Raw genomic sequence first — 26759 nt, forward strand, 5'->3', positions numbered from 1 at the left:
GGAGTGAATATTATGCGCCCCATTAATTATGGAAGGCACTATCTACAACTGAAATGGCCTGTAAAGGCGCGAATTGATGTGAGGAGCATGATTGTTACGACAATCCTTCTTATAGCCACGATTGCAATTGCAATGTTTGCATTAATGGTAGGCACACTGAAATTGAGTGTTCATGAAGTTTTTTCTGCTTTAATTGGCCAAGCGACAGGGATGACGAGAACAGTTGTGGTCGAATGGCGGTTACCACGGGTGGTGGCTGCGATTATTTTTGGTGCAGGTTTAGCAATAAGTGGCATGATCTTTCAATCAATTACTCGGAATCCATTAGGGTCTCCTGATATCATTGGTTTTACCTCAGGCTCTTATACTGGAGCACTTATTGTTCTTCTTGTTTCTAAGTCGACTTCTAACATTAGTGTAGCTGGTGGGGCTTTGATTGGTGGATTCGCAACGGCTCTCCTTATCTATTTGCTTGCTTTTCGAAAAGGAACGCAGAACTTTCGCCTTATTATCGTCGGAATAGCAGTTTCGGCGATCTTAGGAAGTATCAATTCGATGCTCCTTATTAAAAGTGATGCAGAGGTTGCGTTAACTGCAGCGGCTTGGGGAGTTGGTTCATTAAATGGGATAAATTGGAACCAAGTAGTTACTCCAGCCATTGCTGTCATTATTCTCATTATTTGTGCTGGGATCATGAATAGACCATTACGTGAAATGGAGTTTGGCATGGATGCTGCGAAATCTCATGGTGTTCGAATTGAACGATCCCAACTATTACTGATTCTTATTGCAGTTGCATTGACGGCTGCTCCGACAGCGGTTATTGGGCCAGTTAGTTTTGTAGCGCTTGTTGCACCACAAATCGCTAAACGTATCACCAAATCAGAGGAGAGTATTTTACCAGCAGCAATGATGGGAGCGTTTCTTTTGCTTGGAGCGGATGTTCTCGCGCAAAGAGTAATTCCAGGAACAATTTTTCCGGTAGGTGTGGTAACTTTATCATTAGGTGGAATATATTTAGTGTGGCTATTATTTCGTCAAGCTCGATCAGCAACTTAAACGAAATAAAAATGAACAAGGTTTAGTAGGACCTTTCTCACAAGGGGTTTCAAGTATTACGATATTCTGATTGAAAGAAGTTGAAAATGAATTATGAAGTTAACAGCGGCAGAAATTCAAAGCCAAAAGACAATACAAACAGAGTCTAGACTTTGGACAGAAAACATTACAATCAAATACGATAATCTGGTAATATCCAGAAACCTTTCAGTACAAATTCCAGACGGATCATTTACAGTAATTGTTGGTCCTAATGGATGTGGGAAATCAACTTTACTTCGAACACTTTCAAATTTGTTAAAACCATCTGAAGGGCAAATTTTACTAGATGGTAAAGCTATAACATCTTATAAGTCAAAGGAAGTAGCTCGTAAACTAGGTCTATTACCTCAATCTTCAACAGCTCCAGACGGAATAACGGTGGCGAATTTGATCGCACATGGTCGATATCCATATCAGAGTCTTATAAGACAATGGACTGATGAAGATGAAGCAGCAGTAATATCTGCGATGGAGCTTACAAATACGAGCGATTTGTCACATCGATACGTAGACGAACTATCCGGAGGACAAAGACAAAGAGTTTGGGTCGCGATGATACTTGCCCAACAAACACCAATGCTCCTACTTGATGAGCCAACGACTTACCTTGATATTGCTCATCAAATTGAGTTGTTAGAGTTATTTAAAGATCTAAATCAACAAGGAAATACATTAGTTGCTGTTTTACATGATTTGAATCATGCTGCGAGATATGCAGATAATATTATCGCTATGAAGGATGGCCAAGTGATTGCACAAGGAGATCCACGGGAGATTATCACTGCAAAACTAGTCGAAGAAGTCTTCGGTCTAAAGTGCATAATAATTGATGATCCAGTTGCCAATACACCACTAGTCGTTCCATTAGGTAAGGGATAATTAACTTGTGATTTTAGTTTAATATCACTAATAAAAAAATAAGTGAAAATAAATACATTACACTTATTTTTTTATTAGTGATTTTTTGTTGAGTTAATTTTCCTATCTGACTTACTCATATTTAAAAATCATTTTACTATCATTAGTTCATCTGTTTTTATATCATGTTTTTTATTAAGAAATTTTAATTTGAACTAATTGTATTTGTTTGAAATAATCATAGTGGGATAAAAAAGTATTTAATACAATTGTTCTAGTAAATGACAAAGCGGAGAATTCATATGAATAAAGAAATGGAAGTAGTCGATCATCTTGAGGAACTGCGTAAAAGAATTATCATTACAGCAGTTACTTTTATTGTTCTATTTATAATTGGGCTCGTTTATGTAGAACCCATTTATAAATTCTTAACAAAGGATTTAACATATAAACTAGTCGTGCTAAGTCCTGGGGATATATTATGGGTCTATTTTTCGATATCTGCCGTTTTTGCGGCCGTTTTTACGATACCGGTTGCAACTTGGCAAACTTGGTTATTTGTTAAACCGGGTTTACATCCTTCTGAACAAAAAGGGATAGGATATTATATCCCCGCGCTATTTTTTCTGTTTGTTTTTGGATTAGTTATTGGCTATTATTTTGTATTTCCTAATATCCTTAGATTCCTAACGATAATGGGACAAGGTATGCTTGAACAAAACTACACTGTTGATAAGTATTTCTCTTTTCTTTTTAATCTAGTCGTTCCATTTGCTGCATTTTTTGATATGCCAGTCGTGATCATGTTCTTAACAAAAATCGGCATTGTGAAGCCTAGTTATTTACAGAAAGTGAGAAAATATGCATATTTTATCTTAGTAATCGTCGCGTGTTGTATTTCACCACCAGACTTTATTTCACATATTTCTGTCTCAATTCCGTTAATTTTATTATATGAACTAAGTATATTAACATCTAAATCAGTATATAGAAAAAAAGAGGTAAATGAGTAAAAGCTCATTTACCTCTTTTTGTTTCAGCATTTTTATAAGGTTTATTAAAAAGTCTATACTCTCATAATCTTTTTATTAGTAAATTTTTAAACTTTGAACAAGTTGACTAATCATAAATTCTTCATAGGTTATAAAAAGCTAGGCAAATAACTTTTGTCGGAAAAAGGATGAAGTAAGGAGCATATACTATGCATTATTCAATTTGGATCACTGTTTTATTTCTTGCCTTTTCATCTAGTATTGATAATTTTGGAGTAGGAATAACTTATGGAATTCGAGGTATAAAGGTTGGTTTATTAGCGAATTTAATTATTTCCATCATAGCGTTTATTTTCAGTGAAGCAGGTATTGTTTCAGGTCAATATATTTCAAAAGTGTTTCCAGGAACACTTTCGAATGTAATCGGTGCATTTTTTTTACTGGTAATTGGACTTAGAATTGTTCTACTTACTTTTCCAAGAAAAGATAAACAGACCATAATAAATAATGATGACGAATCAGTTTCAAATATCGTTACAAATTATTTAAGTTCACCAGAGAAAGCCGATGTTGACCATTCAGGAGATATAAGTAGTTTTGAAGCAATCATATTAGGGACTGCTGTTTCAATGAATGCACTTACGAACGGCTTAGGTGTTGGATTAATTGGACTTTCACCATTTGCAATATCGATAGCGGCCAGTATTTTTAGCTTTTTGGCAATTTGGTTAGGGGTCCTGTTAGGAAAAAAAGTCGCCAATGTGAAAATTGGTGGATGGTCGCTTGGACAATTTAGTTCCATTATTAGTGGAATTATATTGGTGTTGATTGCGATACACAATCTAATATAATAATAAAATTAGAAAAGAGCTGATGACAATATTTCAACATCAGCTCTTTTCTTTAATATGTTATTAAGCGATTGTAGATTGGGCGACAACATCATCTTCATTTTGTACATCCTTCTTTGAAAAAGAAAGATATCCAACTAGGATAATGATGATAATTGATAATACTAGACTTACTGGCCCACCACCAAATCCAAGTCCACCGTGCTTTTGAGATACAGAACTCCAGTCAGAAAACGACGCACCAACAGGTCTAGTCATAATGTAAGCAAACCAGAATGAGAAAATTTCATTTAGCTTGAAGAATTTTCTACCAATAACGGGTATTGCCAATAAAGCTGCAAACAGTAAACCTGATGTAAAATAACCTAAATGCATTGTTGAGGCAGTCATATCGCCAGCTGCAGTTCCTAATGCGAAAGTTCCCATAACGACCGACCAATATAAAATCTCACGGCGTCGTGTGTATATACTGTGGATAGAAAGAGTTTTCTCCATCTTATACCAAATCATAAAAATAATTGCCAACGAGACTGCAAAAAATACGGTTGATATCACGTACGGAACCCCAAGACCAACGTGTACAACGTCTGCGGCTACTGTACCAAATACACTAATCATTACGACAACTAACCAATAAATACTAGGTACATATTTACGGACTTTAAATTGTAAGTATAAAGATAGAATTAGGACGATTAAAGCTACTGCAACACCTATTACTGGTGTTAAAGTTTTTACAATATAATCGGAAAAAACTTCGCCCATACCAGTCGTTACCAATTTAGTAAGCCAGAAAAAGATTGTTACCTCTGGAACTTTTTTAAATATATTTTGTATTGGTGCACTTGTTGTCTTATTTGTTTGCTTTTGTTCAATTGATTCCATTACATAATCCTCCTTACTGGATTTAAATATAATGTAAACAAGTTTTATGAAAGTAAAATGAAAATCGGGTAGGAATTATGAATAATCCAGAATTTAGAAATTTTGGTTGTATATCCCTTCGTATTCTATTAGAATCAATTAAAAGAAAATGGGTGGTAAGATGATCAAGTATCCAGTTTTAAAAAGTGGTGCAACGATAGGGGTGACCGCACCATCATCAGGCTTAAAAGAACAGTTCCATGAATTGATGAAGCAGTCCATTAACCGCATGGAAAAAGGTGGATATAAAGTGGAATGTGGAGAAGTTGTTTGGACGCAGGACAAAGCAAAATCAGCGAACGCTAACAAACGTGCAAATGAATTAAATGTAATGATGAATGATGAGAAAATAGATTTCATTTTTCCGCCATGGGGTGGAGAGCTTGCAATCGAAATTCTTGATCAATTGGCATTCGGAAGCTTCAAAGAAAAATGGATATTAGGATATTCTGATACAAGTATCATTTTATTAGCATTTACTTTAACAACTGGGGTAGCTACTGCACACGGAACGAATTTAATCGATTTAAGAGGAGAATATTCCGATGAAACAACAGCTATGTGGCAGAAGGTATTAGAAACTAAATCCGGTGACTCGATCACTCAAACTTCTTCAGAATTATTCCAAGCAAAATGGCAACATGAAAATCCTACACCATATGTATTTCATTTGTCCGAAAAAACAAAGTGGAAAACTACATCGAATAAAGATGAGAAAATCAAAGGAAGATTGCTAGGAGGATGTATAGATGTGATTAGACATCTTGTCGGAACTCCTTATGGAGATGTACGTTCATTTAGAAGTAAATACATTGAAGAGGAACCAATCATTTGGTATTTCGAGAATTGTGAAATGAATACAACTGATATAAGAAGATCCTTAGTACAAATGAAACTTGCAGGATGGTTTGAAAATTGCGCTGGGATATTATTTGGACGGAGCGCTGCAAATCAAGCTGTAGATAACTATACAATAGAAGATGTTTATAATGAGTTAAAGGAAGAATTAGAAATTCCAATAATTTACGATATTGATTGTGGGCATGTGCCGCCTCAAATTACATTAATTAATGGCGCATTTGCAGAAGTAGACGTAAGTGGTGGAAAGGGTAAGATTGTACAGACTTTTATATAATTCAAAATACACAAAGCGTTTTTTATCGAAGAACGCTTTTTTTTATTAAAATTTAAAAAAAGAAAACAAGCGCCATTATCGTAACAGCCACTGTGGCAATACCAATTACCACTTTTGTGTAAAGAACATATCCATCAGAAAGTTCGGTTTCTTAATACTTGCTACTTTGATTTACTGAAAAGTTTGAATATTGATGTTATAATGGCATTCCGTGCGAAGCATATTAAGGTTCTAGTAGAGGTGACAAAATGAAAAAGGTCAATGTGGTCTATACGCTTATCTATGATGAAGTAAATAAAAGTGTTTTAATGGTACAAAATGAAAATGAAGTATGGACTTTACCTGGTGGTGCTGTTGAAGATAATGAAACGTTAAAACAGGCAGCAGTACGAGAGGCGTTTGAGGAAACTGGATTAGAAGTGGAAGTAGGCAATATTGTAGCGATTAATGAAGCCTTTTTTCCTGAAAGAGGACATCATGCAATCTTGATTACATTTAGTGCAAAAATAATCGGTGGAGATCTAGTCATTTCACGTGAAGAGGAAATCTTACAAATTAAATGGATGGATCTCCAAACGGCAAATCAATTAATGCCCTATCATAAGGAGGGAATTGAAAAATTATTAGAGTCATCGGTTCCTTATACGTTTCAAGGTTAAATAAAGGTGCCTTAGTCACTTAAAATCGATCTCGTCCCCTAAACCTCTTCCATTAATCCTGCCTTTTTTGTCTTGTATAAGTGCTTAAAAGACTATAACATAGTAATATTATGGCATAATATAAGAAAGTCAAATTATTAAAAGAATCAGGAGCAGTAAAATGATTATCAATAATGAACAAGAATTAGAAGCTTTAAGAAAGATCGGTCGTATCGTAGCATTAGCGAGAGAAGAAATGAAGGCAAGAGCTGTCGTTGGAATGACAACAAAAGAATTAGATGAAATCGGAAGACAAGTTTTAGAGGAGCATGGTGCAACTTCAGCCCCACAAAAAGAGTATGATTTTCCTGGTACAACATGTATTAGTGTTAATGAAGAAGTTGCTCATGGAATTCCGGGAGACAGAGTACTTCAAGATGGCGATTTAGTTAATGTCGATGTGTCAGCAGCATTAGATGGATACTATGCAGACACTGGAATCTCTTTTGTAGTTGGGAAAGGTGACTTACTAAAAGAGAAACTTTGTAAAGTTGCAGAAGATGCATTTTGGGCTGCAATGAAAAAAACAAAAGCAGGTTCAAAGCAAAACCAAATTGGAAGAGCAGTATATAATGAAGCAATGAAAAATGGTTTAAATGTAATTGAAAACCTAACTGGCCACGGAATTGGAAAAAGCCTTCACGAAAGCCCGCAACATATATTAAGCTATTTCGATCCAATGGATAAAGCGTTATTAAAGGACGGTCTTGTATTAGCAGTAGAGCCATTTATCTCTGCAAATGCAGACCACATTATCGAGTCAGGAGATGGCTGGACATTTGTGACGCCAGATAAGAGCTTAGTTGCACAATGTGAACATACAATTGTTGTAACAAAAGGCGAGCCAATCATTTTAACCCAATTGTAATAGGATAGAAAAAGCGAAGAATTTAAGTTCTTCGCTTTTATTTTTTTCGGTTACACTTGCTTAGAATAATTTAACTCCCAAGTAAATCCATTTTTATCTTTTACAACAGCAAATCTAGAATTCCAAAATGTGTCTTGAAGCTCCATATGTATTTCTCCGTCTTTTGATAACTTTTCATAAATTGAATTAATTTCATCTTCAGAACTCATGTCTAGCGTTGTCCAAACATTGTCACCTTTTATTAATGGTCTAAAAGCATCTGCAAAATAAATTACACAGTTTTCATTGATATGTAATTCTGCGTGTATGTATTTTCCTTCGTGCCCTTTGAACATTTCCATACCATCGCCGGTTTGTGTGTTTTTTATTTCACCACCAAAGATTTGTTTGTAGTACTCTAGTTCTTCTTTACAGTTTTCAACGTAAATATGAGGTAAAATATTTTTCATTTTTTCTCCTCTTTCTTTTGAATAATTAAATATGTATTGCTAACAATAAGTCACAGTTTTAAGTATAGCCAAATAGAATAGGTATTGTGCTAAAAGTTAAAATATTTTATAATTTAAATAAATTTAAGTTCGAAAAGGAGGTGTAGAAAAGATGTTACGTTTTCAAATGGTTTGCGCACAAATGATAGAGTTTTTATATTATTGTCGTGCAAAATTTGCGTTTTTAGCTGTTAACGGGATAGGTCTGTCCATTTTTAACAACTCAAATAAAACGAAAACGTACTCTTTCCTACGACTTCAATTGATAAAATAATTGTGTGATTATACACTTCTATTTAAATCATTATTTAAGCCATGGATGGGTTCATTAATCTATGGCTTTTTTCTATGGATTGGTACGGAAAATAGAAGGAGAATTAAACATGATTGCATGTAGTATAGAAAAAATTTCAAAAATGTTTGGTGGAAATTCACTTTTTACGGAATTATCATTTCAAATACATCAAGGTAGCCGTGTAGGTTTAGTTGGAGCAAATGGAAGTGGTAAAACTAGTATTTTTAAACTTTTAACGGGTATAGAATCACCTGATACTGGTTCAATTCATTTTAAAAAAGGATTAAAAACAGGATACTTAGCTCAGATTCCTGTTTTTCTAGATGAGATGACTAGTAGGGATGTACTATTAACTGTTTTTGAAGAATTACGAAAAATAGAAAATGAGATGAAGCAATTAGAAATGAAAATGTCTAATACAGTAGATGAACGTACTTTAGAACAATTGCTAGTCAGTTATGGATCATTACAAGAGAAGTTTAGCAATAACGGTGGTTATGAGATGGAAGCTTCACTTGCGAAAATTGCTAATGGATTAGGAATCACCGACTTACTTACTAAGCAATTTGCTTCTTTAAGTGGTGGAGAAAAAACAAAAATTGGATTAGGGATCGTCCTTTTACAACAACCTGATTTACTATTACTTGATGAACCAACGAATCACTTAGATTTATCTGCTATTGAGTGGTTAGGTTCATACTTAAAGGAGTATGAAGGAACGATTATTGTCATCTCGCATGATCGTTATTTTTTAGATGAGGTAGTCAATCATATTTTAGAATTAGAAGATGGAGAAATTAACGTCTACCATACGAACTATTCACAATATGTTATTCAAAAAGAAGATAAATTACTAAAAGAATTCCAGGCTTATGAAGAGCAGCAAAAGAAAATACAAAAAATGAAAGAAACGATTAAACGCTTAAGAGAATGGGCTAATCAAGCAAATCCACCGAATGCTGGTTTGCACAGAAGAGCTAGAAGTATGGAAAAAGCGTTAGAACGAATAGAGAGATTAAAACGCCCGGTATTACAAAAAAAGAAAATGGCATTTCAATTAGAGGAATCTGGTCGAAGTGGCAAGGATGTAATTGTTGCAGAAAATCTTTCAAAATCCTTTGTAGACAAAGTTTTATTTAATCAACTTAACTTTTCTTTATACTATGGCGAAAGGGCAGTTATTGTAGGAGATAACGGGACGGGTAAATCGACTTTGTTGAAGATGATTTTAGGTCAATCATCAATCGAGGAAGGAAAAATTAAACTTGGTAGTAACGTAAAAATCGGTTATTTATCACAACATTACGAACCAGTCCATTCGGATCACACCGTACTTCAGGAATTCAGAGAAGAAGTACATGTTACAGAAGGTGAAGCACGTAATATATTAGCTGGCTTTTTATTTTATGGCTATATGGTCTATCGAAAAGTAAGTCAACTTAGTGGTGGAGAGAGAATGAGATTAAGATTGGCTCAACTTATGTATCAAGACATTAATTTATTAATCGTAGATGAGCCTACTAACCATTTAGATATTGAATCTAGAGAAGTATTAGAAGACGCTCTAGAGAAATTCAACGGAACGATTCTTTCTGTCTCACATGACCGTTATTTCATTAATAAGCTATTTTCAAAAATTTATTGGCTAGACAATGGTGGGATTTTCGAATTTATTGATGATTACCAAATTGCAAAAGAAAAAATGACGATCTATCGAAATAATAGAGAAAAAGAAAAAGTGATTAAAACAAATTCGTATTCTAAACCAATAAAAATAAAAACAAAAATGCGAACGATCGAAGACATTGAAAATGAAATCTATTCTTTAGAAGAAGCAGTCAGTCAAATCAATAAACAAATGTTGCTTGAAAATGATTTAAACATTTTACAGAATTATCATCGAGAACTTGAAGAATTAGAATTGAAAAGTACCGCTTTATATAAAGAGCTTGAGGAATATATTGAATCTTAAATTATGGTAAGTATTTAGTATAGGTTAAACTTATAGGCAAAACCATCAATTTAAAAAATAAATTAGTTAAATGTCTTAGTACTGGCTCATGCCATTATTAGAATTAATAAGCTATAGGGATATGATTCTATTTAGGTGGTGAGTGCATGATATTTGATGAACTTTATAGCCGATATCCTGGACCGGGTTATGCTCAACCAGGCCAAGGCCAAGGACAGGGACATGGCCCAGGTCAAGGGCACGGTCAAATGCCAGGACACGGTCAAATGCCAGGACACGGTCAAATGCCAGGACACGGTCAAATGCCAGGACACGGCCAAATGCCGGGACACGGTCAAATGCCAGGACACGGTCAAGTGCCAGGACACGGTCAAGTGCCAGGACATGGACCTGGATATGGCCAAGTGCCAGGACATGGACCTGGATATGGGCACGGACCTGGATATGGACCGGGACATGGGCACGGACCTGGATATGGGCCGGGACATGGGTTTCCTGGACCAGGAGGTTATTGGCATGGAGGATATTATATCCTGAATGGTAGAAGATGGTACTTTGTGCCAGGGGTTGGATGGGTTGTTGTATATTAAAAAATCATAAAGCTGATTAATCTTTTTAATCAGCTTCTACATAAATAATCTATACCTCAAATGGGTTATTTCGCCTATTTTATTGATAACCAAGGTTTACTTTTTGGACTTTTAAGAAGAAAACACTATTGCTTAATAAGCAATAAGAAAAAATACCAGTATCCAACTGATTGGATAACTGGTATTTTTATTAATTTCTTTCAACTCCAAAAACAATTCCGCCTTGCTTTCTCGCAGATTCGGTTACTGTTAATACTAGCTTGCTAAGCTCTTTTAATTTTTCATATTCTGTTTGATTGGATTCTTTTATTATGCTAGTAATATTTTGGATTTCATACAGCATATCATTTGATACTTGGCTAACTTCTAATGACTCTCGTTGCTTAGATTTATGGTTAATTAAAGTGATTTTTGAAATTGGAGATGGTTTATCAAGAACTAAAGTTCCAATTTCACCTGTAATTTCACTTTCAATATATGATTGAGAGACTTTAGAGCATTGGATGCTACAAGTAAAGTTTTCATAATTTAATACTAATGTTCCACTACCATCTATACCGGTACGCAATTTAACAGGTGTGTAATTTACTGAGGTTGGTTTTCCAAATAAACCAATCACTACATAAATTGGATAAACTCCTAAATCGACTAATGCCCCACCAGAAAATTCGGGAGAGAAAACATTTGGATTTTCGCCTCTAAGAAATGCATCATATTTAGAAGAGTATTGTAAATAATGCAGATTAGCACTTCTAATTTGGCCGATTTTTTCTAGACCTTCTTTTAAAGATGTAAAATTTGGTGAGTGGAAGTTACGAATTGCTTCAAATAAATAAACTCCATTTTCTTCTGCAACTTTAAAGGCATGATCTAATTCATTAATTGTTGAGAAAATTGGTTTTTCACAAATAACATGTTTTTTATTCTTTAATAATAAGATGCTTTGTTCATAGTGCAAAGAGTTCGGTGAAGCTATGTATACTACGTCAATATCAGGGCTTGTTGCTAATTCTTCGATATTTGTAAAAAACTTAGGAGCGTTGTGCTTTGTAGCAAATGCTCTTGCAGTTTCTTCATTTCTAGAATAGATCGCAGTTAAATTAAGCAATTTACTATCCTTTGAAGCTTCGATAAAACTTTCTGTAATCCAGCTTGTTCCAATGGTACCTAAATTCATTTTTTCAACTCCTAAAAAAATTGGTTAACTTTATCTTTACAATCCTAATCGAAAGATATGTTAAAATAAAGTAAAATACATCGAAGGAAGTGACATTTTATGAAGAAAATTTGTGTTTATGCTGGTTCAAATCTTGGGAATAGAGAGTCATTTAGTCTTCAAGCAAAAAAGCTAGGTTCATTATTTGCTAGTAATAATATAGATTTAATATATGGTGGATCAAGATTAGGGATTATGGCAGAAATCGCAAATGAAGTATTAAAACAAGGTGGAAATGTCATTGGCATTATGCCTGGTGGATTATTTCGTGGAGAGGTTGCCCATAAAGGACTAACGCAATTCATTGAGACTGAATCAATGCATGAGCGTAAAGCTTTAATGAACGAGATGTCCGATGGGTTTATTGCACTGCCGGGCGGAATTGGAACTTTCGATGAATTATTTGAAATTATTTGTTGGGCACAAATTGGAATCCACAATAAGCCAATTGGTTTATTAAATGTTGATAACTTCTTTAGTCCTGTGTTAGATTTGCTTAAACATGCTGTAAAAGAAGGATTTATGAACGAAAATACTCTATCATTATTTGTTGTTGCAGAAAATGCAGACGACCTACTAAAACTAATGCAAAACTATGAGCCACCTGTTATGGAAAATAAATGGAAGCAATTAGAAGGCAAATAAGTTTTTCAGACTGTTGACAAACGCTCGCTTTCTTCGTTGCTTCGCCTGTCTGCGGTGCTCATTACCGTTTAAGGTAACTCCACTCCTCACCAGGCTTCGCGCCTCGAAAGACAAGCGCTTGCAATCAGTCTGAAACAATGTTGGTGTACCCACAATTTTGTGGGTTTTTTGCGTTTTATGATGAGTTTTAATCAAATTCTTGCAGATTTAGAGGGTTTCTAGGTCAACGAAGTTCGCAACTTTATCAACAATATGCGATACAAATTAGTCCTTTTCACTCAGAATTCACTAGTTATCAACACACAAAATCCAACTGAAATTGAATCCAATGACTTTATGACTACTTTATAAACATTGTTCACAACTTTATCAACATATTTAACATTATATTGCATTCTATCCACAACCTACATTTTGCATAAAAAAAAGGGCTCCTTATGAGAGCATCCCTTTATACATCAATTTTCTTGCTTTCTTCTATTTTTAAACCATTTTGCCGGGCTCAATTTTTTACGATAGTTCGTCATAACATCTTTACCTACAAATACTCCACCAATCCAAAACATTCCTTCTCCAAGAATAACTAATAGAGCAATCAGACCAGCTTTAAAGCTCCCAGAAACAGGTAAAAAGGGTAAAGCAAAGATTAATAAATATGGGATAAATGAGCCAAATACTAAGTAATATGGTATTCTTTTCATAAAGTTCTCCTTTCAATTCCTTCCATGAGAATAGCATTAATTATTCAGAAAAGGAAGGGGAAAACTTTATAGTTAATAAGAGATTATTGCACATATAGGAGGCCTCAAGATGAATCGAGATATTGTTCTTGAGCTAAAAAGCGTAAATAAGACGATTAGTAATCAAAAGATTATTAGAGATATTAGCTTTGAATTATACAAAGGTGAAGTTTTAGGTCTACTTGGGCCAAATGGTTCAGGAAAAACTACGACAATGCGAATGATTGTTGGACTTATGAGTATCACGAGTGGTGAAATCTATATTCAAGGCAATTCGATTAAGGAAAACTTTAAAGAATCGATCAAACAGATCGGAGCAATGATTGAAACTCCTGCATTTTATCCATTTTATAGTGGGTATAAAAATCTAATGTATTTTGCTCGAATGTTAGATGGTGTTTCAAAGGATAGAGTTCTTGAGGTTATTGATTTACTTGGACTTTCGAATGCCATACATAAAAAGTTTTCAACCTATTCCTTAGGGATGAAGCAAAGATTAGGAATTGCTCAAGCGTTATTACATAATCCTTCAATATTAATTTTAGATGAGCCAACTAATGGACTGGATCCTGCTGGAGTAAGGGAAATCCGTGATTATTTAAAAAGGATTGCTGAGGTCGAACAAACAGCAATCCTACTTTCTAGTCATCTATTATCTGAAATAGAATTGATTTGTGATCGCTCAATTATTATTCAAAATGGTCAATTCGTTGAATCAATTGATCTGAATGATAAAAGTGGTGAGAACTTATTTATTGAAATAGTCGTTAAAAGCACGAAAGCTTTTGAAAGTAGTTTTACAAATAGAGATAACAAGTACAAATTTGACATTATTAATGATCGCGCAATTATTTTTGAAATTGATGAAGAAGAGATTCCTTCACTAATGAAAGATTTGGTACTGGCAGGAATAGAGATTTATTATGTAACTCGCAAAAAAGAAAGGTTAGAAGATTTGTTCATTCAATTGACAGGAGGAAATGTCATTGAGTAATTTCATACGATTAATTGAGAACGAATTACGTAAAATATTCGTCCAAAAATCTTTTGTCATAACGTTAATTTTACTATTTATCCCGATTATTGTTCTAGGAAGATGGGATTATGTAGAAAAGGAAAGCGGAGCAGCAAAGGCTGAAAACTGGAGAACAGAACTAAAAGTAGAAAATAAAAAGATAGAAGAAGTACTAGCAGGGCAAAACTCTTCAGACTTACCAGCATTTGCTAAAGAACAAAAAGAGACATATGAGATTAATAAGTATCGACTTGCGCATAATATTTCACCAATTCAACAACACACTGTGTTGGACTTTATGAAAAAAGGTGCGATCGTAACGAACTTTATTGGAATCCTTCTTATTTATTTTGCAAGTAATATGATGTCAAAAGAGCATCAATGGAAAACGATTAATTTCTTGCTCGTTAAACCATCAACAAGACGAATGATCTATTATGCAAAATTTTTGAGTTTGATAATCTTATATTTCATTTTTTCTTTTGCAATCATCATCTACTCATTTATTATAGGTAGTGCATTAAATGGCTTAAATTTTAGTGCTCAACCGGTATTACAATATGTAAAAAACCATGTAGTAGAGCAAGGTATTTTACCAAGTTTATTAAACGATTATTTAATAAATTTACTACCATACTTGTTCTTTGTTGCCGTTGCTTACTTCTTATCAACTGTTTTAAGGACAAGCAGTATTTCTTTATTAATAAGCATAATCCTACTAGCAACTTCCGATGGGATAGGAACATTATTAAGAGAGAAAAGCTGGTCTAAGTTCTTACCATTTATGCACACTGATTTAACGGTTTACACAAAGGGGATTAATATAGAAAACGGTATGAGAATTGAATTTTCTATAGCAGTACTGGTCATTTATATTTTGTTATTTCTTGTTACTGCTGGAGAGCTCTTTAAGAAGAGAGACGTAGCTGGGCAATAGAAAAAGGATAAGGTGCATGCCTTATCCTTTTTCTATTCTTATCTTTCCTTCACCATTGAACCGTATGGAATGGTGTTAATATTAGATGTTTTATAAATCGAGCAGACGTTGAATTGTGCAGATTTGTTATACTCCCATTTTAGACATGCGTTTTGGTTGTATTCTACAGATGAATCTGTTGTGGAAAAAATAACAGCTAGACTAAAAATAGTAAATCCACCAATTAGGCCACGTTTAATTTCATCGCAATTTTCTTTAAGCCATAGAATAGTTTTGCGCATATACTCCTCCAAGAGTTTAAAATATAGATAAGTAATTCATTGTATGAACAAAGAGTGTAAGATAATACAAATCTATGGATAAGTTTACCTAGAAGAATATTCCAAATAGAAAAGCATCTTTGCCTAAGCAAAGATGCCTTTTTTTATAACTATTCTATTTTAGTCCTCTTGCTTTAGTAATCCATATAAGAATATATTCATAATTTCATCTACTACTTCTTTTTGTTGGATATATTGTGAGGTTGTTTGGTCCATATTTAAAAAAGCCTGGCTCAAGACTTGGATATAGATTAATAATGTTTTGTTTTGAACCTCATTTCGAACTAAACCTAGTGAACGTCCTTCATCGATTAGGGAAATCAGCAATTTGAATGATTTGTTCATTGTAAAATCTAAAACTAATTCTTGAAGTTCAGGGTCTTTTTTCATTAATGCTGTAAACATCTCAAGATTAATGATATCAAGACCGTTTTTCTTACGAATAAATAATTCCTTAATTTTTTCATTAAAAGGAATATCACTTGAAAGCATTTGTTTTGTTTCTTCGTATTGATGATCCATTAATCGAATAATTGTAGCTTTCAGTAGGGCTTCTTTACTACCGTAATAATTGTAAATTGATACTTGTGATACATTCGCTAACTTTGCAATATCTGCTATTTTTATATCATTTAATGGTAATGACAATAATTTAGTTGTACTTTTTTCAATGCTCTCCATTTTCTGCAGAGTTCGTTTTTTATAACCGTCCAAATATCGATACCTCCGTCATTATCTATACAATAGTATATCATGTTTTGAAATATTTTATTAAAATTATTTCAAAACATATTCTCTTTTTTAGAATTGAGGTATATACTAGTTTTGTAATAATCATGACGAAATATTTCAAAACAAAGCGGGAGGTTCATTTATGTACGCGATTGAAATTAATAATTTAACGAAGACCTATGGCAATTCAAGGGGAATCACAGATATAAGCTTCAATATAGAAGAGGGAGAAATATTCGGATTCATTGGTCCAAATGGTGCGGGTAAATCAACTACAATTCGAACTTTACTTTCGTTAATTTATCCTACGAGTGGTAATGCTAAAATATTTGGAAAGGACTGTATACAGTTTGCTCCAGAAATTAAAAAAGATATCGGGTATTTGCCATCTGAAGTTTTTTACTATGACAATATGAAAGTAATGGATTTATTAAAATACTCAGCTAGTTTTTATAAAAAAGATTGCACGAAACGAATAAAAGAATTAGCTGAAGTAATGGACCTCGATTTAACGAAGAAAATTGATGATTTATCTTTAGGTAATAAAAAGAAGGTAGGGATTGTCCAAGGATTACTTCATGAACCGAAGTTAATCATATTGGATGAACCGACAAGTGGTCTTGACCCTTTAATGCAACAAAGATTTTTTGACTTATTAGAGGAGGAAAACAAAAAAGGAGCAACGATTTTATTTTCATCTCACATTTTAAGTGAAGTTCAGCGTTTATGTGATCGAGTTGCAATTATTAAAGAAGGTAAGATTGTGACAGTAGAAAAAATAAGTACATTACAAGAAAATAATTACAAACGATTTAAAGTAGATATTCAAAATAGACTGGATCCAAATTACTTCAATATGCCGGGGGTAAACAATATTGAAATCAAAGGGAAAACGATTAGCTTTATTTTTAAAGGCAATATAAATAAAGTTTTAAAGAAAATAGCAGAAATCGAAATTGAAAATTTGTGGATTGAAGAGCCTGACCTCGAGGAAATTTTCTTACATTATTATGAAAAGGAGGCCTAATAAGCAATGAATATTTTTTTACATGAATTAAAAGCTTATCGGAAATCCACCTTTATTTGGACAGCTTCTTTAATGGCAATCGTCGTTTTTTTCTTATCTTTATTTCCAGCAATTGCAAAGGACTATGTAGAATTCTCAAAAGTGTTAGAAGGTTATCCTGAAGGGGTAAGAAAAGCACTTGGACTTGAAATTGAGAGTTTTGGAAATGTTTTAGGATTTTATTCCTATGTATTTATTTATATTTCTCTTTGTGGAGCGATTCAGGCCATGATTCTAGGTACTTCAATTATTTCAAAGGAAGTACGTGAAAAAACAGCTGATTTTCTTCTAACAAAACCAGTAACTAGAACAAAAGTTATGACTTCAAAGATATTTGCCGGTATGGTTTCTTTAGCGATTACAAATATATTTTATTTAGTCGCAACTATGATGATGGCTCAGCAAGTAAAAACAGCGAATTATAGTAGTAAGTCAATTATATTACTCTCTGTATCGTTGTTTATTACACAATTACTATTTTTTGGAATCGGTATTTTAATATCAGTTGTATTTCCAAAGATCAAAGCGGTACTATCAATTTCTCTTGCGATTGTTTTTGGTTTTTTCGTAATTGGTATGGTAGTAGCTACAGACGAAAGCAATGTCAAACGTTTTCTATCACCTTTTAAATATTTTGAACCGAGATATATCATTGCTCATTCGAAATTTGAATCACAATTTTTGATTATGTCAATTGGGATAATCATCGTTTCAATCTTTGCAAGCTATATGATTTATAAGAAAAGAGATATTCACGCGGTATAACTTAAAGGAAAGGGAGGGTGGAAATGAATCTATTTTTAAGAGAAATGAAGACATATCGAAAATCGATTATTTTTTGGTGTATCGGAATTGTTTTTTTAGTAGGTAGTGGAATGGCGAAATATAAAGCTACAGCTTCCAATGGCCAAATAACTGACCTTTTTAATCAAATGCCGAAATCCCTTCAAGCGATCATGGGCTCAGGAGCACTAGATTTATCAAAGGCAAGCGGATATTTTGGCATCTTAGTTTTATATTTATATTTAATGGCAACGATTCACGCGGCAATGCTAGGCGCTAATATAATTGCTAAAGAAGAGCGAGATAAAACAGCTGAGTTTTTATTTGTAAAACCTATTTCTAGAATTAAGATCATAACTTCTAAATTAATGAGTGCTCTAGTAAACATCCTTATTTTTAACGGTATTACGTGGATATCAAGTGTACTAATAGTAGGAAAGTATAGTAAAGGTGAGAATGTAAATGGCGATATAGCAGTGGTAATGGTCGGGATGTTTATTTTACAGCTATTATTTTTAGTAATAGGTTCGGCTATAGCTGCAGTTTGTAAAAATTCCAAAAAGGCTGCCTCTTATGCAACTGGGATTCTATTAATCACATTTATATTATCAATCGCAATTGATTTAAATGAGCAGATTGAAGGCTTGAAATATTTTACACCGTTTAAGTATTTTGAAGCGAAAGATATTATGTATGGTGGAGGATTTGACGGTATTTATACAACTATTTCGATCGGATTAATTATTATATTAACGATTGTCACGTTTGTTTCGTTTAAGAAACGGGACCTACATTTGTAGGGAAAAGCAATTAAATAGAAGAAGAAATTGTGTCAAAATCTAAGATAGGGATATTTTGGATTAATTGACACTTTTTTTATTAAATATTATATTCAGAAAATATTGACATATATTATTAATCGCAATACCTTTAATATAGTAGGTTATTTCTTGCAAGGGGGTAAAACAGGGGGATGTTTCAACCAACAAAAGAATTTGCAGAATTTCTAGATCAAAAAGATTCATTATCAAATTATCGAGATGAGTTTTACTTACAACCAGGTACTATCTATTTAGATGGAAATTCGCTAGGACTTCTTTCAAAAAGAGCAGAACAAAGTTTACTAGATTTATTAGATTCATGGAAGACACTTGCAATCGATGGATGGATGCAGGGCGATCATCCATGGTATTATTTTGCAGAAAAATTGGGAGCATTAAGTGCACCGTTAGTCGGGGCAAAAGAGAATGAAGTGATCGTAACTGGTTCGACTACTTCAAATCTTCATCAATTAATTGCATCTTTTTATCACCCAAATGGTCAAAAAACGAAAATATTAGCGGATGAATTAAACTTTCCGTCAGATATTTATGCTATTCAAAGTCAATTGAAATTAAAGGGCTTTGATCCAGCAACTCACTTAATTCAAGTTAAAAGCCGTGATGGTCGAACAATTAGAGAAGAAGATATTATCGAAGCAATGACTGATGAAATTGCATTAATTATTCTTCCTACTGTGTTATATCGAAGCGGTCAATTATTAGATATAGAAAGATTAACAAAAGCTGCACATGAGCGTGGAATAATAATTGGTTTTGATGGATGTCATTCTGTTGGCGCAATTCCTCATCAGTTCCATGAATGGGATGTGGATTTTGCTTATTGGTGTAATTATAAATATTTAAATAGTGGACCTGGTGGAGTAGGAAGCCTATTCGTTCACGAAAAGCATTTAGGGACAATGCCTGGATTAGCTGGTTGGTTCGGTTCAAATAAAGAAAAGCAGTTCGATATGAAGCATGAATTTGTTCCGTCTGATACAGTTGGTGCTTATCAAATCGGTACTCCGCATATTTTAAGCATGGCACCGCTTGTTGGCTCACTTGAAATGTATAAAGAAGCTACAATTGAGAGAATTCGCGAAAAGTCTTTACACAGTACAGCTTATTTAATGAGTTTAATCAATGAAGAATTAAGTGGCTTAGGTTTTACAATTGGTAATCCACACGAGGATTCAAATAGAGGTGGACATGTTTGTCTTGAACATGATGACGCTGCAAGGATTTGTAAAGCATTAAAGTTAAATGGGATTGTTCCAGACTTTAGAGCACCTAACGTAATCAGATTAGCACCAATCGCATTTTATACTTCTTATGTAGATGTTTGGAATAGTGTACAAATCTTAAAAAAAATCATGGTTGAGAAACAATATGAACAGTTTAAGAATGAAAGAGAAATCATCGCTTAGGAGGGTATGCCAAATGACATTAATTGATATATCAAGAAGACTGGAAAATGGTATGCCTGTATGGCCAGGTGATACAAATTTTTCATTTCAATTGAGCTGGACAAAAGAGGAAAGTGGCTCCGTTAATGTTGGGAAGCTAACTTTAAGTACTCACACAGGAACGCATATTGATGCGCCATTTCATTTTGATGAAAATGGTAAGAGAGTCATAGATTTAGATCCTAATTTATATGTAGGGATTGCAAAAGTAATCGAACTGATTGAAGTAGATTGCATTAAAAAGTCGGATTTAGAAGCTTTTCGATTCGATGGTGTAGAACGTTTATTAATTAAAACAAATTCATGGAAAAATGATAGCGTTTTCCCAGAGAGAATTCCGCATATTGAAAAGGATGCAGCAGAGTTTTTACATGAAAAAGGCGTTAAATTAGTTGGAGTAGATGTACCTTCAGTAGACCCACTTGATAGTAAGGACCTAGAAGCACATCATGCTCTTCATCATGCCGGTATTCATATTCTCGAATCGATTGATTTAAGAAATGTAACTCCAGGTGAGTATGAGCTTATTGCATTACCACTACCATTAACAGATGCAGATGGTAGTCCTGTACGAGCAGTTTTACGTAAATTAGTTTAGGGGGAAAAGGGAAATGACACAAGAGCAAAAAAAACTGACAGATTACGAGAAGTATATTCGAACAGAAGAATTATTAAGTTTACAAAAACCTGACGAAGAATTATTTTGTCCAGATGAATTAACATTTCAAACGGTTCATCAAATTGCCGAGTTACATTTTAAATTAATCATCCAATCTATTCATTTTGCAGATAAACATATGCGTGCAAAAGAGGTTACAAAAGCAACACATCATTTACAACGAATTAATAATCACCTAGTACATTTACCAGCAGTTTTTGATATGGTAAAACTAGTAAGTCCAAGTGACTATCATATTATTCGTTTAGCTTTAGGAAGAGGAAGCGGTCAAGATTCTCCAGGATTTAATGAAATCTTAAAATTAGGTCCAACACTTTGGCAGCCTTTTAAAGATTTATTAGATGAAAATTTACTTACACCGGTTCAATTACATCAAGATGCAGCTAAAAACTTTGAGTTATTCCAATTAATGCAAGAATTAACTTGCTTTGATGAAAGATTCCAATCATTCCGCAGACAACATATTCAACTTGTTCGCCGCATGATTGGTATGAATACGAAGAGCTTAAAAGGAGTACCAGCAGAAGCTTTAGAACGTGCTGTAAGATTTGAATTTTATCCTGAATTATGGCAAACGGTTTGTGACTTAACAGATTTAACTGGATCAAGCTATAATCCAAAGCCACTTTAATGAAAGAGGTATGATAAGAAAAAACAGATTTGATTATTCAAATCTGTTTTTTTTACTTAAAATGGAAAAATTGCATTATGGGTATGATAAGGCCATATGATTTTTTATTAGAGCGGGGTGAATTCATGGATAAAAATCTTCAAAAGCAATTAGACATTGCTGCTTTTTTAAGTGTTATTTCCTACTTAGTTCTTGCGAGTGTAAAAGTACTTGTTAGTTTTTATACAAATTCTAGTGCTCTTTTAGCTGATGGACTTAACAATGTGACTGATATTGGTGCGACTTTGGCTGTATTGATCGGAATAAGAATCGCAAGAAAACCGAGAGATCTAGATCATCCTTATGGACATTCAAGAGCAGAGCAAATAGCTACTTTAATTGCGTCTTTTATTATGATGTCGGTTGGTTTACAGGTTATTATTGAAAATATTCGATCACTTTTCGTTGGAGAATATGAGACACCGAATAGACTAGCAGCTGTAGTGGCATTTGCTTCTGGAATTTTTATGTTTGGCATTTATTTTTATAATAATAAAGTTGCCAAGAGAACAAAGAGTAAAGGGCTTGAGGCTTCAGCAAAAGATAATTTTTCCGATGCATTAGTTAGCTTCGGAACGACGATTGGTGTCCTAGGTGCTTCGATTGGTTTTCCTATTATCGATCCAATTGCGGCCATATTAGTAGGTGTGATTATTTGCAAAACAGCCTGGGAGATTTTTTATGATGCAACTCTCCTATTAACGGATGGATTCGATCCAGAAGAAATGAATCTTTTTACTGAAACAGTTGATAAAGTGCCAGGTGTACATAAAGTTGTAGATTTAAGAGCAAGAATGTACGGGAATACAACAATTGCAGATGTAATCATTGAAGTAGACGGCGGAATAGATGTGAGTAAAAGTCACGGCATCACAGACCAAATCGAAATGATTTTAAGCCAACATCATGGTATTCAATATACTCACATTCATGTTGAGCCATTAAGGTCAGGGAGAGGAGGAAAGGATTAAGGTGGATAAAAAAGGAAAGGGGGTTGAAAAGAATCTAAACTTTTCAATCCCCGTTCTATTTAATTCATATCTTGCTTAATAAATACGATGAAAGAGATTAATAATGCTGAAATTCCCCATATTGATAAATTCATAAGAGAGAAGTGCATGTTTAATCCCTCAATGGAAGGGAGTTGACCGGCTAAGTAGTCAGTTAGTCCAAGGTTTACACTAAAGAAGTATTTTGCTCCTGACCATGATGTAGCTAGTCCGCTTAGAACGCTTCCTGTTATTAATGCGGCTAGCATAATGCCCATTGCAGCGGGTGTAGTTCGAACTAATACGGATACCATAAATGAAAGAGTTCCAATTATTATACAAACAAACCAAGCAAGTCCAAAGGCCATTATGATGTATTGCCATTGGGGAATCAGTTGAACCGAATCAGTTAGTAGCTGGTTATTTTTAATGACAAATCCTGTTAACACAGGTACTGTCCAGCCTTTAAAGCTGAAAACAAATCCTGAAACGACATATGCCAATACGCCGTATAGAACGAGAAGAAAAGAGATTAATAAACAAATGGATATGTATTTACTAAGTAAGACCTTCCATCTTTTGATGGGACGGGTTAGGAGTATTTTTATAGTACCGTCGCTTCGCTCACCAGATATAATATCGATTGTGATGACCATGACCAATAAAGGTAGAAGAAGCCACCCAATACTTTGTTCAATTAATTTTCGTATAAATGTAGGTGCTCCAGGTGTGGTAGGATTTATGTCGTTATCTAAATAATATTGCTCTTGATCAATTTGAACCTTTAACCAACTTTTCCATTCTTCAGGTATTCCTGATGAGTTTAATCTATTTTGTTGGTCGACTATTTTTTGCTGAAGTGCTACTTTCCAATTATCAGTACCAAGTCTTTTAATCGTTTCTTCAGTTTGCTGCAGTTGAGCATAAACAAAAATAGGGATTAGCACTGCTAAAATGAAAAAGATAACAAGTATTCTTCTTTTCCTTACCATTTTTTCAATTTCGTTAAAGACGAGTCTTATTAGTTCAGCCACGAACTTCGCCTCCAGTCATTTCCATGAATAAATCTTCCAATGTTTCAGACATTGTTTTAACGCCATTTACTTGCACATCTGCTGCTACGAATTGTTGAATGACCTCATTTATTTTGAGCGGCGACATTCTGCACAGTATAAGCTCATCCTTTACCAAGATATCTTGAATCGTAGAATCCTTTTTTAATAAATCTAGCCCTTTTTGTATTGGAGAAACTCGCCATTCAACTCTTTCAGCAGCTTCTTTTACTAATTCTTTTACTGTTGAAACTCTAACCATTTTCCCTTTATTTATAATTCCTACGCGATCACAAATCATTTCGATTTCACTTAATAAATGGCTTGAAATAAAAACACTTATATTTTGCTCTTTTACAAGCATATGAATAAATTCACGTAATTCACGAATACCGGCTGGATCTAGTCCATTAGTAGGTTCATCTAAAATAAGAAGCTTAGGGCCTCCAAGTAACGCTTGGGCAATTCCTAATCTTTGCTTCATTCCGAGTGAATACGTCTTTACTTTTTCATGAATTCGATCGGTTAATTTTACTAAATTTACGACTTCACTTATTTTCTTATCATCTCTAATGCCTAACATTCTCGCAAATTGATTAAGATTTTCCCATCCAGTTAAATAACCGTATAATTCTGGATTCTCTACAATACATCCAATTTGTCGCATTGCTTCTTTGAAATGAGTCTTAACTGGATAACCAGCGATTTCAATTGTTCCTTTTGTTGGTTTGATTAATCCGACTAACATTCGAATAGTTGTTGTTTTTCCAGCTCCATTTGGACCAAGAAAGCCAAATACTTCACCTTCATTAACTTCAAATGAAACGTTATCGACTAGTACTTTTCCTTTAATGCTCTTTGTAACACCTTCTAATTTAAGAACTTTATTCATTCGACGCACCTCGAAGCTGACTTCCTATTTTACTAGTTAAACGATTTGACATTTCAATATAACCGTCTTTGTTCGGATGAAAATGGTCAGTGTACAAATATTTCTTTTCTTCGTTAAAAAATAAATCGAATGTTGGAATGACGTATGCATTATTCGTTTGAAGTACCGATAATTCAAGTAGATTGTTCCATCTAGATACAAAGCTTGACGATGCATCTAAACCTTGAACATTATGAAATGGGTTATAATAACCAAACGCATAAATAGAAGCTGTAGGATTTTTTTGACGTATTAGTTTAAAGATTGATTGTAGATTATTTTTAAACGTTTTTTCATCTGGTCGATATGTCTTTAAAAATTCTTCGTTTAATTGATTAGCGCCAGGAAATAAATCATTACTTCCTATGGAAAGTACGATTATGTCCGCTGAGCCAATCGTTTCTTGTATATTTTTTTTCTTTAAATCGTTAAGTAAATTTGATGTTTTTGCGCCACTAACAGCTAAATTCGTGATCGTTGTTGGTTGTTTATACTCTTTTTGTAGAATGGTTTTTAATCTTCCTACATAACCTGTTCCTTCATCATCCCCGACACCACGCGTAAGTGAATCTCCTAATGCAACAATCTTCAGTTTAATGTTTTTGTGAACAATGTCATTTTGATTATTTTTCTGTGTATTATTATTCACGATAAGTTTGCTTTTTTGAGGATTTAAAACTGAATAAGCACCTTTTACGAAGCCATATGATAATAAAAGAAAACAAAGCAATGAAATGAACATGATAAACCGAACAAAATGATTGTATTTCATATTTCACACCACCATAAAAGGAAAAATTTTCATTATAAAATCATTATTACCATAATAAAATTAGATTTGCACGAAAAAACCCGTCTTCAAAAAAAAGAAGACAGGTCGATTAGTCTTATGAAGCACGTTTAAATTCTTTTACTTCTAATTTTTGTTCATTATTCAAGAAGTAATATGCCATTCCGACACCAACTGATCCACCAATTATATTTCCAAGTGTAACTGGAATTAAATTATGCAATACATCACCAAATGTAAAGGCTACATTATGAGGCATAATATAGGATAATGTAAAGACAGCTATATTTGCGATACTGTGTTCATAACCAGAGAAGAAGAAAGCAAATACTAATAAAAAAATCAGTAACATTTTTGCTAAATCATCTTTAAATCTAGTCGGTAAGAAACAAGCAAGACAGACAAGCCAATTACATAAAATACCTTTAAAAAATAAGTGGAAAAATGATGCGTGAATTTTATGGTCAACTACACCTGTTAAAAAATGATCGGCGGGAAAGTCTTTTGCCAAACCTGTTAAAAAATAAATGATCGCAAAAATAAATGCTCCAATAATATTACCTGAATAACATGTAATCCAGTTTTTTACTAAATCTAGTTTTGAAGTTTTTTTAGCTAATGTTGAGAAGGTAAAATACATCGTATTACTAGTAAATAATTCTCCACCACCATAAATAATCATAATTAATGCTGTAGAGAAAACGAGTGGATAAGCTACAGATGAAAATGGTGAATTTTGCAATCTAAATAATTCAGCTAATTTTAAACAGACAATGAGAATAAAGCTTATATAAATAGATGCTAAGGCAGCACGAGTTAAATATTTAAATAAGCTTTGATCTAGTATTTTCTTTTTTTTAAGAGCTAAATCAATACAATATTGGATACTATCTCGTTCCAAATGGTTTCACTCCCTATGCGCTCTTTGATTAACACATTCATAGTATACAAAGAAAATATGACGATAAGTTTGTGAAGTTATGAACAAATTATGAAATTGAACAAGTTAGATACTATTTATTATTTTTACTTTACATTTTTAAATAATCACCTTAAAACTGGTTGAAGATATAATATAATTTCATAGTAAACAGGTTTAGGTAAAAAAGGAAAGATTCAAATTAGAATGTTGAAA

The 26759-nt window shown here is 33.6% G+C and carries 30 protein-coding genes; 20 read left to right on the plus strand and 10 right to left on the minus strand.

The features are described from left to right. Positions 1-12 precede the first annotated feature (12 nt). The 4 genes from BM319_RS15155 (at position 13) to ytaF (ending at position 3802) form a co-directional block, all read left to right on the plus strand. Positions 13-1059, plus strand: coding sequence for a FecCD family ABC transporter permease (locus BM319_RS15155; RefSeq protein ID WP_091023461.1), 1047 nt, complete (start codon positions 13-15; stop codon positions 1057-1059). Between the two features lie 93 nt (positions 1060-1152). After that, positions 1153-1980 carry an ABC transporter ATP-binding protein gene (locus BM319_RS15160; protein WP_091023463.1) on the plus strand — a complete coding sequence of 276 codons (828 nt, stop codon included), beginning with the start codon at positions 1153-1155 and terminating at the stop codon, positions 1978-1980. Between the two features lie 281 nt (positions 1981-2261). Next, a complete protein-coding gene (tatC, locus tag BM319_RS15165; RefSeq protein ID WP_286143781.1) occupies positions 2262-2972 on the plus strand; it encodes a twin-arginine translocase subunit TatC in 711 nt (236 codons plus the stop codon). A gap of 188 nt (positions 2973-3160) precedes the next feature. Beyond that, positions 3161-3802, plus strand: a complete 642-nt coding sequence (gene ytaF / locus BM319_RS15170) for a sporulation membrane protein YtaF (RefSeq protein WP_091023466.1) — start codon at positions 3161-3163, stop codon at positions 3800-3802. 63 nt (positions 3803-3865) lie between these two features. Here ytaF and BM319_RS15175 read toward each other — a convergent pair whose 3' ends face one another. Next, a complete protein-coding gene (locus tag BM319_RS15175) occupies positions 3866-4687 on the minus strand; it encodes a COG4705 family protein (RefSeq protein WP_069034874.1) in 822 nt (273 codons plus the stop codon). Positions 4688-4847: 160 nt separating this feature from the next. On the opposite strand from BM319_RS15175, the gene BM319_RS15180 reads away from it, so the two are divergent. The 3 genes from BM319_RS15180 (at position 4848) to map (ending at position 7427) form a co-directional block, all read left to right on the plus strand. Then, positions 4848-5861 carry a S66 family peptidase gene (locus tag BM319_RS15180; RefSeq protein ID WP_091023467.1) on the plus strand — a complete coding sequence of 338 codons (1014 nt, stop codon included), beginning with the start codon at positions 4848-4850 and terminating at the stop codon, positions 5859-5861. 248 nt (positions 5862-6109) lie between these two features. Next, positions 6110-6520: an NUDIX hydrolase gene (locus BM319_RS15185; protein WP_069034872.1), complete on the plus strand. Its 411-nt coding sequence runs from the start codon at positions 6110-6112 to the stop codon at positions 6518-6520. 160 nt (positions 6521-6680) lie between these two features. Next, positions 6681-7427, plus strand: a complete 747-nt coding sequence (map, locus tag BM319_RS15190) for a type I methionyl aminopeptidase (RefSeq protein WP_025671231.1) — start codon at positions 6681-6683, stop codon at positions 7425-7427. A 50-nt stretch (positions 7428-7477) separates the two neighbouring features. Here the strand turns inward: map and BM319_RS15195 are convergent, their stop codons facing one another. Next, positions 7478-7876 carry a VOC family protein gene (locus BM319_RS15195; RefSeq protein ID WP_069034871.1) on the minus strand — a complete coding sequence of 133 codons (399 nt, stop codon included), beginning with the start codon at positions 7874-7876 and terminating at the stop codon, positions 7478-7480. 181 nt (positions 7877-8057) lie between these two features. On the opposite strand from BM319_RS15195, the gene BM319_RS25120 reads away from it, so the two are divergent. The 3 genes from BM319_RS25120 to BM319_RS15205 all read left to right on the plus strand — a co-directional run bounded on the left by BM319_RS25120 (position 8058) and on the right by BM319_RS15205 (position 10772). Next, positions 8058-8189 (plus strand): RAxF-45 family protein, encoded by a 132-nt coding sequence (locus BM319_RS25120; RefSeq protein ID WP_286143795.1) that lies wholly within the window; start codon positions 8058-8060, stop codon positions 8187-8189. 109 nt (positions 8190-8298) lie between these two features. Further along, complete coding sequence (gene abc-f, locus BM319_RS15200) at positions 8299-10182, plus strand: ribosomal protection-like ABC-F family protein (protein WP_091023469.1); 1884 nt, start codon at positions 8299-8301, stop codon at positions 10180-10182. Between the two features lie 146 nt (positions 10183-10328). Continuing rightward, positions 10329-10772 (plus strand): hypothetical protein, encoded by a 444-nt coding sequence (locus BM319_RS15205; RefSeq protein WP_091023471.1) that lies wholly within the window; start codon positions 10329-10331, stop codon positions 10770-10772. Between the two features lie 190 nt (positions 10773-10962). Here BM319_RS15205 and BM319_RS15210 read toward each other — a convergent pair whose 3' ends face one another. Continuing rightward, the gene (locus BM319_RS15210) at positions 10963-11949 is read right to left on the minus strand and encodes a Gfo/Idh/MocA family protein (RefSeq protein WP_069034868.1); all 987 of its coding nucleotides are present in this window, start codon (positions 11947-11949) and stop codon (positions 10963-10965) included. A 99-nt stretch (positions 11950-12048) separates the two neighbouring features. Between BM319_RS15210 and BM319_RS15215 the strand changes: the two genes are divergently transcribed. Beyond that, complete coding sequence (locus BM319_RS15215; protein ID WP_069034867.1) at positions 12049-12633, plus strand: LOG family protein; 585 nt, start codon at positions 12049-12051, stop codon at positions 12631-12633. 458 nt (positions 12634-13091) lie between these two features. Here BM319_RS15215 and BM319_RS15220 read toward each other — a convergent pair whose 3' ends face one another. After that, the gene (locus tag BM319_RS15220; protein ID WP_025671225.1) at positions 13092-13334 is read right to left on the minus strand and encodes a transporter suffix domain-containing protein; all 243 of its coding nucleotides are present in this window, start codon (positions 13332-13334) and stop codon (positions 13092-13094) included. Positions 13335-13443: 109 nt separating this feature from the next. On the opposite strand from BM319_RS15220, the gene BM319_RS15225 reads away from it, so the two are divergent. Both BM319_RS15225 and BM319_RS15230 read left to right on the plus strand, forming a co-directional pair. Beyond that, positions 13444-14367 carry an ABC transporter ATP-binding protein gene (locus tag BM319_RS15225; protein WP_091023475.1) on the plus strand — a complete coding sequence of 308 codons (924 nt, stop codon included), beginning with the start codon at positions 13444-13446 and terminating at the stop codon, positions 14365-14367. Beyond that, positions 14360-15325 (plus strand): ABC transporter permease, encoded by a 966-nt coding sequence (locus BM319_RS15230; RefSeq protein WP_175495624.1) that lies wholly within the window; start codon positions 14360-14362, stop codon positions 15323-15325. Before BM319_RS15225 ends, BM319_RS15230 begins: the two co-directional genes overlap by 8 nt. Before the next feature lie 38 nt (positions 15326-15363). Here the strand turns inward: BM319_RS15230 and BM319_RS15235 are convergent, their stop codons facing one another. Then, a complete protein-coding gene (locus BM319_RS15235; RefSeq protein ID WP_091023479.1) occupies positions 15364-15606 on the minus strand; it encodes a hypothetical protein in 243 nt (80 codons plus the stop codon). Between the two features lie 159 nt (positions 15607-15765). Then, positions 15766-16359, minus strand: coding sequence for a TetR/AcrR family transcriptional regulator (locus tag BM319_RS15240; RefSeq protein ID WP_069034863.1), 594 nt, complete (start codon positions 16357-16359; stop codon positions 15766-15768). 160 nt (positions 16360-16519) lie between these two features. Between BM319_RS15240 and BM319_RS15245 the strand changes: the two genes are divergently transcribed. From BM319_RS15245 to BM319_RS15275, 7 genes are all read left to right on the plus strand, one after another. After that, complete coding sequence (locus BM319_RS15245; RefSeq protein ID WP_069034862.1) at positions 16520-17404, plus strand: ABC transporter ATP-binding protein; 885 nt, start codon at positions 16520-16522, stop codon at positions 17402-17404. A gap of 6 nt (positions 17405-17410) precedes the next feature. After that, positions 17411-18208: an ABC transporter permease subunit gene (locus BM319_RS15250; RefSeq protein WP_091023481.1), complete on the plus strand. Its 798-nt coding sequence runs from the start codon at positions 17411-17413 to the stop codon at positions 18206-18208. Positions 18209-18231: 23 nt separating this feature from the next. After that, positions 18232-19026, plus strand: coding sequence for a DUF2705 family protein (locus BM319_RS15255; RefSeq protein WP_069034860.1), 795 nt, complete (start codon positions 18232-18234; stop codon positions 19024-19026). Between the two features lie 173 nt (positions 19027-19199). Further along, positions 19200-20474 carry a kynureninase gene (gene kynU / locus BM319_RS15260; protein WP_091023483.1) on the plus strand — a complete coding sequence of 425 codons (1275 nt, stop codon included), beginning with the start codon at positions 19200-19202 and terminating at the stop codon, positions 20472-20474. 13 nt (positions 20475-20487) lie between these two features. After that, a complete protein-coding gene (gene kynB / locus BM319_RS15265; protein ID WP_091023485.1) occupies positions 20488-21111 on the plus strand; it encodes an arylformamidase in 624 nt (207 codons plus the stop codon). A 13-nt stretch (positions 21112-21124) separates the two neighbouring features. Then, a complete protein-coding gene (locus tag BM319_RS15270) occupies positions 21125-21823 on the plus strand; it encodes a tryptophan 2,3-dioxygenase family protein (RefSeq protein WP_025672328.1) in 699 nt (232 codons plus the stop codon). Positions 21824-21948: 125 nt separating this feature from the next. Then, positions 21949-22833, plus strand: coding sequence for a cation diffusion facilitator family transporter (locus BM319_RS15275; protein ID WP_286143787.1), 885 nt, complete (start codon positions 21949-21951; stop codon positions 22831-22833). 59 nt (positions 22834-22892) lie between these two features. Here BM319_RS15275 and BM319_RS15280 read toward each other — a convergent pair whose 3' ends face one another. From BM319_RS15280 to BM319_RS15295, 4 genes are all read right to left on the minus strand, one after another. After that, positions 22893-23852 (minus strand): ABC transporter permease, encoded by a 960-nt coding sequence (locus BM319_RS15280; RefSeq protein WP_286141630.1) that lies wholly within the window; start codon positions 23850-23852, stop codon positions 22893-22895. Positions 23853-23877: 25 nt separating this feature from the next. Beyond that, positions 23878-24795: an ABC transporter ATP-binding protein gene (locus BM319_RS15285; protein WP_091023489.1), complete on the minus strand. Its 918-nt coding sequence runs from the start codon at positions 24793-24795 to the stop codon at positions 23878-23880. Further along, entirely contained in the window at positions 24788-25606 is an 819-nt protein-coding gene (locus BM319_RS15290; RefSeq protein WP_091023491.1) for a GDSL-type esterase/lipase family protein, read from the minus strand. The genes BM319_RS15285 and BM319_RS15290 overlap by 8 nt, the downstream gene beginning before the upstream one ends. A 115-nt stretch (positions 25607-25721) precedes the next feature. Further along, the gene (locus BM319_RS15295) at positions 25722-26525 is read right to left on the minus strand and encodes a formate/nitrite transporter family protein (protein WP_069034855.1); all 804 of its coding nucleotides are present in this window, start codon (positions 26523-26525) and stop codon (positions 25722-25724) included. Between the last annotated feature and the right edge of the window lie 234 nt (positions 26526-26759).

Source organism: Bacillus sp. UNCCL81, assembly GCF_900112535.1.
GTDB classification, from domain to species: domain Bacteria; phylum Bacillota; class Bacilli; order Bacillales; family Bacillaceae_G; genus Gottfriedia; species Gottfriedia luciferensis_B.